Source organism: Neorhizobium sp. T6_25, from assembly GCF_002968555.1.
GTDB lineage: Bacteria > Pseudomonadota > Alphaproteobacteria > Rhizobiales > Rhizobiaceae > Neorhizobium.
Window position 1 is genome coordinate 185,359 of sequence record NZ_PVBL01000010.1, and the last position, 12,416, is coordinate 197,774.

9 protein-coding genes and 1 riboswitch are annotated in these 12,416 nt (G+C 63.0%); of the genes, 3 read left to right on the plus strand and 6 right to left on the minus strand.

What is annotated here, in order from left to right:
* Window positions 1-64: 64 nt before the first annotated feature.
* Window positions 65-949, minus strand: coding sequence for a formyltetrahydrofolate deformylase (gene purU / locus C5L10_RS16310; RefSeq protein ID WP_046636800.1), 885 nt, complete (start codon window positions 947-949; stop codon window positions 65-67).
* A gap of 312 nt (window positions 950-1,261) precedes the next feature.
* Here purU and C5L10_RS16315 point away from each other — a divergent pair, with 312 nt between their 5' ends.
* Together C5L10_RS16315 and C5L10_RS16320 are read left to right on the plus strand one after the other, a co-directional pair.
* The gene (locus tag C5L10_RS16315; protein WP_245448018.1) at window positions 1,262-2,311 is read left to right on the plus strand and encodes a glycoside hydrolase family 5 protein; all 1,050 of its coding nucleotides are present in this window, start codon (window positions 1,262-1,264) and stop codon (window positions 2,309-2,311) included.
* 56 nt (window positions 2,312-2,367) lie between these two features.
* The gene (locus C5L10_RS16320) at window positions 2,368-4,227 is read left to right on the plus strand and encodes an alpha/beta hydrolase (RefSeq protein ID WP_245448019.1); all 1,860 of its coding nucleotides are present in this window, start codon (window positions 2,368-2,370) and stop codon (window positions 4,225-4,227) included.
* Here C5L10_RS16320 and C5L10_RS16325 read toward each other — a convergent pair.
* From C5L10_RS16325 to C5L10_RS16345, 5 genes are read right to left on the minus strand one after another with little or no spacing between them, the layout of a single operon-like run.
* Window positions 4,195-6,678 carry a glycoside hydrolase family 2 protein gene (locus tag C5L10_RS16325; RefSeq protein ID WP_105430534.1) on the minus strand — a complete coding sequence of 828 codons (2,484 nt, stop codon included), beginning with the start codon at window positions 6,676-6,678 and terminating at the stop codon, window positions 4,195-4,197. The two genes, C5L10_RS16320 and C5L10_RS16325, sit on opposite strands and share 33 nt — an antisense overlap.
* Complete coding sequence (locus tag C5L10_RS16330) at window positions 6,675-7,658, minus strand: DUF1839 family protein (protein WP_105430535.1); 984 nt, start codon at window positions 7,656-7,658, stop codon at window positions 6,675-6,677. The genes C5L10_RS16325 and C5L10_RS16330 overlap by 4 nt, the downstream gene beginning before the upstream one ends.
* 4 nt (window positions 7,659-7,662) lie before the next feature.
* The gene (locus tag C5L10_RS16335) at window positions 7,663-8,574 is read right to left on the minus strand and encodes an amino acid--[acyl-carrier-protein] ligase (protein ID WP_105404368.1); all 912 of its coding nucleotides are present in this window, start codon (window positions 8,572-8,574) and stop codon (window positions 7,663-7,665) included.
* 49 nt (window positions 8,575-8,623) lie between these two features.
* Complete coding sequence (locus C5L10_RS16340) at window positions 8,624-9,805, minus strand: acyl-CoA dehydrogenase family protein (RefSeq protein ID WP_105430536.1); 1,182 nt, start codon at window positions 9,803-9,805, stop codon at window positions 8,624-8,626.
* Window position 9,806: 1 nt separating this feature from the next.
* Window positions 9,807-10,058, minus strand: coding sequence for an acyl carrier protein (locus C5L10_RS16345; RefSeq protein WP_105430537.1), 252 nt, complete (start codon window positions 10,056-10,058; stop codon window positions 9,807-9,809).
* 179 nt (window positions 10,059-10,237) lie between these two features.
* A riboswitch (TPP riboswitch) is annotated at window positions 10,238-10,369 on the plus strand.
* Window positions 10,370-10,468: 99 nt separating this feature from the next.
* Here C5L10_RS16345 and thiC point away from each other — a divergent pair.
* Window positions 10,469-12,280 (plus strand): phosphomethylpyrimidine synthase ThiC, encoded by a 1,812-nt coding sequence (gene thiC / locus C5L10_RS16350; RefSeq protein WP_105430538.1) that lies wholly within the window; start codon window positions 10,469-10,471, stop codon window positions 12,278-12,280.
* The last annotated feature ends 136 nt before the right edge of the window (window positions 12,281-12,416 follow it).

Consider the following 12,416-nt stretch of genomic DNA (forward strand, 5'->3'; position numbering starts at 1 on the left):
TCCGAAGAGGATAGAGCGTTAAAGGCCTGCGTCCATAGGCCTTTCTACCGACTTTGGATGAGGTTCAGCCCATGCGCTCCGAAGCGTAGGAGCCGGGGCTCGGCGGGAAGACGACAGTGCGGTTGCCGTTGATGAAGGTGCGGTGATGGATATGGGCGTGGATGGCGCGCGCCAGCACCTGGCTTTCCACGTCGCGCCCGAGCGAGACATAGTCGTCTGCCGACTGCGCATGGGTGATGCGCACCGTGTCCTGCTCGAGGATCGGGCCTTCGTCGAGATCGGCGGTGACGTAATGGGCCGTCGCGCCGATCAGCTTCACGCCGCGGGTATAGGCCTGCTTGTAGGGATTGGCGCCCTTGAAGCTCGGAAGGAAGGAGTGGTGGATGTTGATGATCTTGCCGGACATCTTCTTGCAGAGGCTGTCGGACAGGACCTGCATGTAGCGGGCCAGCACGATGAGCTCGGTGCCGCTCTGCTCGACCAGATCGAGAAGCTGGGCTTCGGCCTGCGGCTTGTTTTCCTTCGTCACCTTGATGTGGTGGAAGGGAATGTCGTTGTTGACCACGAGCTTCTGGTAGTCGAAATGGTTGGAGACGACGCCGACGATGTTGATCGGCAGGGCGCCGATCTTCCAGCGGTAGAGCAGGTCGTTCAGGCAATGACCGAAACGCGACACCATCAGCAGCACCTTCATGCGCTCTTGCGTGTCGAAGATCTCCCATTCCATCTCGAACCGGTCGGCGATCGGCTTGAAGCCTTCGAGCAGTGCCGGACGTTCGGCGCCTTCCTCGGAGAGGAAGCTGACGCGCATGAAGAACTTGCCCGTGTCGAGGTCATCGAACTGCGAGCTGTCGATGATGTTGCAACCCTTTTCCGCCAGAAAGCCGGAAATCGCTGCGACAATGCCGCGCGTCGTCTTGCAGGATACGGTCAGGACATAGTTGTTCATGCAAATTCTCCCTCCTCTGCCATCGGTCGGCCACTCCGTGTATACATAAAATTGGTGCCGGACAATATCCGACCCCATGCAGGACAGGAAAATGCCCGGCGAGGCCCGGTCTTGGTTCTGTAATGTGTACAGCCCGTCTTGTTTGTCTGTCCAGATGAGCTTCTTACCTGCCGACCTTAAAGCCAGCCACCCAAAATTCCGTTCCTTTTGCGCCGTCAGCGCGCGCATCACCGCCGCGGGAGCGCTTCGGGCAACGATTCGCATTTGCTAAAGGTTATGGTGGCAGGTTGCGGCTTCGCACTGGAGGAAGACTTGAAGCAGAGGTCTCGAAAAATCGACCGCGGCGTCTCGCGTTTGCTAGGCGTTCTGGTGTCCCTGGCGGTAGCGGCCGGATCGGCCGAGGCAAAGACCGCCTGCCTGCGCGGCGTCAACCTGGCCGGCGCCGAGTTCGGCAGTCTCGGAGACGAATACGGCAAGGGCTATGTCTATCCCACCAAAGAAACGATCGATTATTTCGTCGGCAAGGGCTTCAACACGGTGCGCCTGCCGTTTCTCTGGGAAAGGCTCCAGCCGCAGCTCTACAAGGGGCTCGATCCCGCCGAGCTCGAGCGGTTGCTCGATACGGTCCGGCTGATCCGCGCCGGCGGCATGACGGTCATTCTCGACCCGCATAATTACGGGCGGTTTCGCGGCCAGCCGATAGGCTCCGAAACAGTGCCGCAGAGCGCATTCGCGGATTTCTGGCGCCGGCTGGCGACAGCCGCTGCCGGCATCGACGGGATCGCCTTCGGCCTGATGAACGAGCCCTACGGCATTTCGGCCGAAGACTGGCTTTCCGCCGTCAACAGCGCGATCGGCGCGATCCGGCAGACGGGAGCCGCCAATCTCGTGCTCGTACCGGGCACCGCCTGGACGGGGGCCCATAGCTGGCTTGCCGGGGATTACGGCACGCCGAATGCGGCGGCGATGCTCGCGATCTCCGATCCGCAGGACAACTATGCCTATGAGGTTCATCAATACCTGGACACGGATTTTTCCGGGAAAAACACCGAGTGCTCGCGGGCAGCCGACGCCGTGAAGGCGATCGGCGACGTGGCCGGCTGGCTTCGGGAACACGGACAGCGCGGATACCTGGGGGAACTCGCAGTCCCGGCCACGCCGGACTGCCTTCCGGCACTTGCCGAGATGGTCCGAACGGTCGAGCAGGGCGCCGATGTCTGGCTCGGTTGGTCCTATTGGGCCGGCGGCGAGTGGTGGCCGGAAAACGAGCCGCTCAACATCCAGCCGACCAAAAGCGGCGACCGGCCCCAGATGCAGGTTCTCTCCCGCGTCTTTTCGGAACAATCCAGCTGCGATCGGTAAAATTGCGCCAGATAGTTTAAACGCCTGGAAGCAAGGTCGGACGTATTGCTGGCGCAGTGATCAAAAAAACTGCCGGCACGACCATGATGGACGCTCGACCTCAATCCCCGGCCGCCGGGGAAACCTCGCCCCTGCCTCAACGCGCGGCATCCCAACCGCTGACGTTCGACGGCACCGTCGGGCTTTTCACGCCACCGTCCGCGGGAACCGCGCCGTCCGGCGTGGCCGTGCTGTTTGCCAGCCCCTGGGGACTGGAGGAAATGTGCACGCGCAAGTTCTGGCGCATCATTTCGGAAAAGCTTGCCAATCGCGGTATTGCCAGCCTGCGGTTCGATTATCCCGGTACGGGCGATGCGCTTGACGACCTCGACTTCGAGGGCGGGCTTTCCGTCTGGTCCGACAGCCTCGTTTCCGCTGCCACGCATCTCAAGGCGCTTTCCGGTTGCGAGCGGATCGTCCTCGTTTGCCAAGGTCTGGGGGCCGTCGTCGCGACCAAGGCCGCCGACAGGCTCGAAGATCTGGCCGGCATCGCCTATATGGCGCCGGTCGTTTCCGGTCGCCTGCATATTCGCGAGCTTGCAGTCTGGTCCAAAGTGGTGGACGAAAATCTGGGCCTTGCCGACGAGCAGCGCGACAAGACCGGCGTGTCCATCGCTTCCCTCACCATGCCCGGCCAGATCGCCGATGAGGTTCGCAAGGTCGATCTGCTGATGATCGATCGGCAGGCCGCGCCGCGCGTTCTGGTGGTCGGACGGGCCGACCGGCCGGCCGATACGCAATTCGCCGCGCGGCTGCGGGCGCTTGGGGCGGATGTGACCGAGCAGGCTTTCGAAGGTTACGACCAGCTGGTCTCCAACCCCGCGATTGCAAGACTGCCGCTCCCGGTGGCGGACAAGCTGGCTGACTGGATCGCTGCCTTACCCGCGGAGGCAATCTCCGCGGCACACCGCCCGCCGGTGCAGGCGGAACCGCTTGTCGGTGACGGTTTTACGGAAACTCCGGTTCGTTTCGGCCTCGATGATCGGCTGTTCGGGGTCCTCTGCGAGCCGAACCACGGCCGCGCGGGCGCCACGGTGCTTTTCCTGACATCGGCCTACGACAGGCATGTCGGCTGGGGCCGCTCGACGGTGGCGCTGGCTCGGTCGCTGGCGCGCTCCGGCATTCCTTCGCTGCGTTTCGATACGGCCAATGCGGGAGATAGCCCGCCGGTGCCGGGCCGGCCGGAACAAGTCCTCTATCATTCCACCCAAAATGCCGACGTATCGGAAGCGATCGACTTTCTCCAAAGCCGCCGCCTGACGCCGGTCGTCACCGCAGGCCGCTGCAGCGGAGCCTATCTCGGCTTCCAGGCCTCGGTCGCCGAACCGCGCATTGCCGGCAATGTGTCCGTCAATCCCGCCGTGTTTCACTGGTCGCCCGGCCGCTCGGTCGAGGATGCGATCGTCAACGGCACGCGCAGCCTGCAGGACTATCGCAGGCGGGCCCTGCGCGCCGAAACATTCAAGCGCATCATCCGAGGCGAGGTCGATACCATTGTCGCGGCCCGCAATATCGCGAGGGGTCTCGGCAACCGGGCCAAGCACAAGATCCTGCATGCCTTTCGTGGTTTCCTGCCGGAGGGCCGGGTGATCTACGGCGCTTTCCGCACCCTCCACCAGCGCGGCACCTCCATCTCGCTGATCTATAGCGAAAACGATCTTGGCCTCGAGCAATACGACTTCTATTTCGGCCATGACGGGTCCGGCTTGAGCCGTTTCACCAATGTATCGGCGGAGATCATTCCGGATGCCGACCACAATCTGACGCCGGAGCATGCCCGGGCTGCCTATCTCAAGGCTCTCAGGCAAATGGCCTTCCGCTTCCCGCTGGCAGAGCTCGCCTATTCAAAAACGCAGGATTCGATCGCCGCCGAGTGAACGGATCGTGCCGCCGGGTCTGCCGGCGGCGTCCGGGAGTGCGGCAAGGCGGATGCGCCTGACCGCGCCCGGCGCCAGGTGAAAGCCATTGTCAGAGGGGCGGTATCCGGCACATTCGATGCTGACCGACTGCGCAAAGCTATCCGTCGAAAGCTCCAGCCAGAACGCTCCCTCGCCCTCTGCGACCGAAACCGTAATCTCGGCATCGTGGAAAGCGTGGGCGCGTCCGAGCGGAAAATGGAAAGCCTCCGCGACAATCTCGCCCGTTTGCGCATGTTTCAGCCGCGCAACCGTCACGTCGTGAGAGGGCGGACCGAAACGGTAGGCGTAGTTGGCGTCGAAAAAGGCGCCGAACAGATCGGTCGCGGCGATGCTCTCGCTGCTGCGAGAGATAAGCGTCAGTTCTCGGCGGCCTGAAACCACTGCCATCCTGCCGTCCCGCAGGCAGGCGAGTTCGAGAACCACCGGCAGGTCGGTGGGCGTTTCATTGAGAAGGTGGATATCCAGCCCGTTGGTGCCCTCGTCGGCAAATATGGCCTGGACCGGCCGGAAGGCCCGCTTCAGCGCGAACCAGGCAGGTTTCGGCACGCGGTCGACGCCAACCACGCCCCAGCCGGGACCGGGCATGACATCCTGGAAGGTAAAGGCGAGTGCGCCGTTGCAAGTCGAGCCGGGCCGGCGCCATTCGGCGAAGGCGGCTTCCATCACCTCCCCGGTCACGGCGCGGGAGAGGGCGAGATATCGTTCCGGCTGCTGCGCGCGCAGCGTCTGCGGATCGGCATCGTAAAGCGTGCCGAGGTAATGATCGCGAACGTCCTCGAAATCCCAGTCCACCCCGGCGTCCCGGGGGATTCCGGATTTGCCGCCGGCCAGCGTTTCCGAATCGGAGAGGTTTGAGAACGCCAAGCACTCGGCTGCAAAACGGATATTTGCCCGCCGCGCATCCTCGAGCGGCCGCTTGTAGGCGCCGACGCCGTAATAATGGGCGACACCGGCATTCGGGTAGAAAGGCAAGGCGCCGCCGGAGGGCGAATTTGCCACATATGCCAAGTCCGGCCGGCAATCGGCCGCCAAGGCGGGAAGGATTTCCTCGCAGAGCGGGCCTTTCCAGATGCGTTCCGGCAGGCCCAGCATGGCGCCCTGCTGATAGATTTCGCTGCCGCCGCAAAGGACCGCAAGCGACGGCGAGGCCTGCGTCGCCGCCAGGAACTGCCCGACTTCCGTTTTCACGTGAATCACGAAATCCGGATCGCCGGCAGGATAGTCGAAATTGGCAAGCATCAGATCCTGCCAGACCAGCAGGCCGAGCTCGTCGCACAGCGCGAAGAAATCCGGGCTTTCATAGGTGGCGATGCCGGGAATGCGGATCATGTTCATGCCCGCGTCTTTCGCGAGCCTGAGCCAGGGCTCGTAGGTGGCGCGATCGCCCGGCAGATTGACGATATCGGCGGAGGTCCAGACGGCGCCGCGGCAGAATATCTTCTCGCCGTTGACGATGACGGCGAAATCGTCGCCGTCCGTGCCGCGATCGACCTTCAGGCTGCGGAAGCCGGTCCGGACGAGCTGGAATTCTTCGCCATCGACCTTGAGCGCCACGTCGTAAAGCGCCGACGCGCCATGGGTATGCGGCCACCAGGGTTCTATTCCCGGCAGGCAAAGCTCAGCCGAATATCGGTCGCCGTCATTTGTAAAATGTGTCTCTCTGCCATTGCAGACGAGACGGAGATCGCGGGACGGTCCGTCAAAAGCAAAGCTGACCTTGAGAAGGCCTGCTCCGCTTTTATCAAGCTCGGCGGAGATGGCGAGCTCCCTCTTCTCCCCAGCGGGGAGAAGGTGGCCCGCAGGGCCGGATGAGGGGGGCGAAGTCACGCGGTAATCGGCGATGCGCATCACCGAAACCGGCCGCCAGGGTCCCACCGCATGAACCTCCGGACACCATCCCGGCATGAAGCCGAGTGCGGTCGTGCGGATCAGGCGGAGACCTTGGCTGTTCATCAGCCGCGGACGCCAGCGGGCACGAGGCCCGGCTTTTTCCAGATGCGGCTTCAAAGCTCGAAAGCAGATCGACAGGGTTTCGGTGCCGGTCAGTTCCACCGCGACATCGTGGCTTTCGAACATGCTTGTCGAGGACAGGATCAGCGTCTCGCCGAGAAACACCTCGGCCACAGTCGCAAGCCCGGCAAACCGCAGGATCGCCGGCCCGGGTGCTTCACCGGCAAGCCGGCAGCGATACCAGGCATCCCGGTCGATCAGCGGCTCGGGATGGTGTCGGTCGAAGCGGCCGGCAGCCTCCAGGGCGGCGGCGACCGTGCCCGGCACCATCGCCGGGAGGCATTCCAGGTCCGGAGGAAGATCGGACGGCAGGGAGTAGGCGCCAGGCTCCGTCAACGCCAAAGACCAGCCCTCGGCAAGAAGGCTGGTCCTTGATCCGATCGGGATAAGAAGGCTCACGCGGCCTCGCGGGCGTGGCTCAGCGTCGACGCCAGGTCCCCCATCAGCAGGTCCCAGGCGTCGGCGGCCGGATCGAGCGCTGTTGCCAGCGGTTCGAACTTCTTGCGGGTCAGGGCGCGGGCAAGCTGGAACTGGGTGGATTTTGCCACTTCCGAAATCCTCAGCGCCTGCCGTTCAGGCTGGGCGAACGCCTTGTGGTTCAGCCAGGCGAGATGGCTCGCCAGCAGCTCGAAATTGGCGCCGATCTGCCGCAGCGTGTTGAACGCGTATTTATGAAAGAAGCCGAAATCCCTCTCGGCGATCCGCTCCACCTGCGCCGGGAAGACTTTGCCGAACGCACGGATGGGATTGTCTTGCGGCCGCCGGGGAAAATGATGCCTGAGCAGCTTCCAGGCGGTTTCGCGAATTTCCCTCGCATCCGGATAGGCGGCGGGGAACTTGGCGAATTCGGTATAGGGCAGGAAGGGCAGCGCCGCCGGGCCGGCGTTCAACTGGAACAGGCCATCGAAATCTTCGCCGGAAAGGGTGAAGAAGCCGCCATTGTGGAAATAGTCGAGCTCGCGGCGTTCGAGGTCCAGCCGGTTGATCGCGACCGTCGTCTTGCCGTGTTCCTGGCGATAGGCGACGCCGCGCGTATCGGGCAGATAAAAGCTGTCGAGTTCGAGCAGCGTCAGCCGGCTGCGGCGGATTTGCTCCGTAACATGCCATTCCGGCCGGTCGAAGATCGCCAGTTCGGTTACGCGAATACCGAACAGGGTCTCGAGGTCTTCGAGCGGCACCTTGAAGAAAGTGAACTGGTCGCCCTCGAAATCCTGGGTCAGGGTGAAACCGAGTATGGCTTCCGGCGGCAGTCCCTGCGCCGAAAGCACCTCTATCCACAGATCGACGTAACAATTCGTCTCCGGCCACATGCGCTCGGCCGAATGCAGCGCATGTGTCCTGTAGTTCGCCGGATCGAGCGCCGGAAATACCGCCGTCATTGGATCAGCCCCAGAGCGTGGCGCGGACGGAGCCCGGCCACTCTTTTACGTCTAGACCGTGGGTGTGGAAGAGCGCAAGCGCGATGCGCTCGAGGCCGAAACCAACGCAGGCCGTGTGAGCGACGCTGCCATCCTCCAGGTTGAGGCCCCATTTCAGGCCGAAACTGTCCTGATGATAATTGAAGCTCATGCAGGCGGTGGGCTTGGCGACGGAGGTGATCGGGATCAGGAGTTCGAACTTCAGGTTCTGGTCGCGCTGGTTGTTGACCAGCATCTTGCCGGCGCGGCCGAAGAACGGGTCGTTGGCGATGTCGATCTCCACCTCGAGGCCGAGCGACTTCATCATCTCGACGCCGCGATCCATCCACAGCTGGCGGAAGTCGGTGACGTGGCTCTCCGTGCCCATGCAGACATATTCGCGCATGCGGAAAAGCTGCTGGCGGGCCGGATCCTTGGAGGGCTCATGGCGGAAGCAGTAGCTCTGCAGGTCGAACAGAGCGCCGCCGGCCGGCAGGCTGCCGCGCCGCGCAACGGTCGGATAGAGCGGATAGCAGGCCGCCGGCGTCAGCACGATGTCGGTCGCTTCCTGGCCCTTGGTCCAGTCCTCCTCGCCGACTTCCATGCATTTCAGCAGGCTCATATGGTCGAGTTCGTTGCCGCAGAACGAATGCACCGTGCCGGCGAGCTGCGGGAAGCTCTTCATATAGCCGCTGGTCTCGAAGAAGGCGCGGTTCATGCCCGGCGGGAAGCGCATCGCCTCGGCACCGTCGCCGCCGCCGACCTTGTCGATCAACCGCTCGAAGGCGGCGATAACGTCTTCGAACTGGCCGCTGCGGCCATACAGTCCGTCGACGCCCGTCTCGATCAGCAGGCCTGCATCAAACAGGCGGTCGAGAAATGAAACTTGCATATCCATGGCCTTACCTCATTCTTTTCAATGGTTTACATATGAAATGATCGGGGCGTCAGCCGAGCAGGCTGGTGTCCGGTTTCTGAACGAGCAGCATGGTCGACGTATTGCCGAGGATGCGGTCGTTGGAAATCATCAGCTGGGCGGAATGCGCGTCGCGCAGATGCCGGCCGAGACTGTAGGGCGTGCCGTTCTTGTAGCCCATGATGCCGCAGATGATCATCGCCTGGTTGATGATGGTCAGGATCGTCTCGGAGGAAGCCAGCTTGACGTTGTTCATGGCGATCGAAAACGCCATGGACGATAGCTGGTCGTGATCCACCTTGGCATCCGCGTAAATCCTGAGACCGGAGAGGATGCCGGCCTTGAGGAGCTGCAGCAGGTTCGAGGCTTCGGCGAGCCTCAGCGCGCCGGGCGGCTGGGTGCCGCCCGCCTTGCGGGCGGCGGCACGCACGAAAGCCTGGGCACGCAGTACCGCATCCGCGGCGATCCCGTACCAGACCGCGCTCCAGAGGAGATGCGAGGTGGCGAGCATCGATTGCGCGGCGATCTCGGCGAACGGCTTTGGAAAGATCTGGACGGACGGCGCCTCGCCCCTGAAGAGGAAACCGTCGGAGCAGGTGCCGCGCATGCCGAGCGTATCCCAGTCGACGGTCTTCTGCAGGGTATACTGGCCTTGCTTGAAGACGGTCATGACCTGGTCGGTCGGTGCGGCCTTCTCGTTGGAGCGCGAGGTGACCATGATCACATCGGCGTGGGCGCCGTAGGAAATCACCGTCGCATCCTTGGTCAGGCGGCAGACGTCGCCGTCGACCTCGATCGCGCAGATGGAGTTGCGCATATTGCCGCCGATGCCGCCCTCGGTCGTCGCGGAGGCGACGAGAAGCTGGCGGCCGGCAAGCTCGCGCATGAAGTCCCTATGCCATTCGCTGTCGCCACCGTGCTCCACGAGGCTCGAAACCTTGATCTGGTGCATGGCGAAAACCATGGCGCTTGCGGCGCAGGCCTGTCCCAGGATGGAGCAGACCTCGGCGATCTCGGTGATCGAAGCGCTCTCGCCGCCGAACGCGGCCGGGATCTGGATGCCGATCAGGCGCTCGGCCTTCATGGCATCGACCGCCTCGCGGGGGAAGCGGCCGTCATGGTCGACGCGGTCGGCAAATTCGGCCGCTACGGTTGCCACGCGGTGAGCGCGGGCGCTCAGGCTCATGTCGGCGGCAAAGGCGGGGAGGCTCATCTCAAGCGGCCTCGCGCGCTTTCAGGATATGCGAAACCGTCTGCTCGATCGCGGCTATGCTGGCGAAGGACTTGCGGTTCAAAAGGCTGTCGGGAAACTCGATGTCGAAAGCCTCTTCCAGGCCCAGCATCAATTGTACGGATGCAAATGAGGAGAGGCCGGCCGCATAAAGATCGGCGCCGTCTTCCAGCTCGGTCACCGCGACCGGAAGGCCGCCTATCCGTGTGAGTAATTCGCGAATGGTCTCGTTCATCTCGACATCTCCGGATCGTTCAAATTCTGCGTTCATCGCTGGGGATGTTACTACGCAGGAAAGCCTAAGATTCCAGCAATAAACGTCGTGAAGTTAGGGTTGCGGGATTCCGTAAAATCCGATCGATCGCCATCGGCATGGCCCGGCTTGACATGAACGGCCCGCGGGTTTCTGATGGCGCCATTCACCAGGGGGGTCCCGTCAAGGGGCTGAGATACTGCTGGTCGGACGGCTTTGGCCGGCCGAGGCGCAGTGACCCGTTGAACCTGATCCAGTTCATACTGGCGTAGGGACGGTGCGGGCGCTGCGGTAACAAGGGCGGGAAACCGTCCTTCGGATTCCGGGGTGTTTTTCCATCATTCCAACACTGGAACTGGGTCTCCAAACGTCAAACCTTGGAGCCTTGAGCCATGAATATTGCAACCACCAAGCTCACCCCGGTCGTCACCACCGGCCCGCTTCCCGCCTCCACGAAGGTCCTGAAAGCAGGAACGATCCACCCGGACATCCGCGTGCCGATGCGCCAGATCGCGTTGCATCCGACCTCCGGCGAGCCGCCGGTCACCGTCTACGATTCCTCCGGTCCCTATACCGCTGAAGGCGCCGCGATCAGCATCGATGCCGGCCTGCCGCGCCTGCGCGAAAGCTGGATTGTCGCCCGCGGCGATGTCGAAACCTATGAGGGCCGCATCGTCAGGCCGGAGGACAACGGCTTCGTGTACGGGAGCCATCTGACGCCGGAATTCCCGGTCCGCAACCAGCCCTTCAAGGCGAAAACGGGCCGGGCCGTCACCCAGCTCGCCTATGCGCGGGCCGGCATCATCACGCCGGAGATGGAATTCGTCGCCATCCGCGAGAACCTCGGCCGGCAGGCAGCCAGCGAGCCGCTCATCCGCGACGGCGAAAGTTTCGGCGCCCATGTGCCGGATTTCGTGACGCCCGAGTTCGTTCGGCGCGAAGTCGCGGAAGGCAGGGCAATCATTCCCGCCAATATCAACCATCCCGAATCCGAACCGATGATCATCGGCCGCAACTTCCTGGTGAAGATCAACGCCAATATCGGCAATTCGGCCGTCACCTCGTCGATGGCCGAGGAAGTCGAGAAGATGGTCTGGGCGATCCGCTGGGGCGCCGATACGGTCATGGACCTGTCGACCGGCCGCAACATCCACAATATCCGCGACTGGATCATCCGCAATTCGCCGGTGCCGATCGGCACCGTGCCGCTCTACCAGGCGCTCGAAAAGGTGAACGGCATTGCCGAGGACCTGACCTGGGAAGTCTATCGCGACACGCTGATCGAGCAGGCCGAGCAGGGTGTCGACTACTTCACCATCCATGCCGGCGTGCGGCTCGCCTATATCCCGCTCACCGTCAACCGCGTCACCGGCATCGTTTCCCGCGGCGGTTCGATCATGGCCAAGTGGTGTCTGCACCACCACAAGGAGAGTTTTCTCTACGAACATTTCGAGGAGATCTGCGACATCGCCCGGGCCTACGACGTGTCGTTCTCGCTCGGCGACGGTCTTCGCCCGGGTTCGATCGCCGATGCCAACGATGCGGCCCAGTTCGCGGAACTGGAGACCCTCGGGGAGCTGACGAAGATCGCCTGGGCGAAGGATTGCCAGGTGATGATCGAAGGCCCCGGCCATGTGCCGATGCACAAGATCAAGGCGAACATGGACAAGCAGCTCGCCGTCTGCGGCGAGGCGCCGTTCTATACGCTCGGGCCGCTGACCACCGATATCGCGCCGGGCTACGACCACATCACGTCGGGCATCGGGGCGGCGATGATCGGCTGGTTCGGCACCGCCATGCTCTGCTACGTGACGCCCAAGGAACATCTCGGCCTGCCGGACCGCAACGACGTCAAGGTGGGGGTCATCACCTACAAGATCGCCGCGCATGCGGCCGATCTCGCCAAGGGCCATCCCGCGGCCCAGGTGCGCGACGACGCGCTGTCGCGCGCCCGCTTCGAGTTCCGCTGGGAGGACCAGTTCAACCTCTCGCTCGATCCCGAAACGGCCCGCTCGATGCATGACGAGACCCTGCCGAAGGAGGCGCACAAGGTGGCGCATTTCTGCTCCATGTGCGGTCCGAAATTCTGCTCGATGCGAATTTCCCATGACATCCGCGCCGAAGCGCAGAAGGAGGGTCTGGAAGCCATGGCTGCGAAATACCGCGACGGCGGCGATCTTTACATGCCGGTCGAGAAGGGGTGAGCTGATACTATACCCTTCGATGTGGAGGCCAGTTCAATTCGCCGCTGCCCTACTGCCCAGCCAATATCCCCTCAAGAGCGGGGTGATCACATTTGAAGGCATGGGGCGGCGCGAGGAGCCTCTCCCCCTTGTGGGG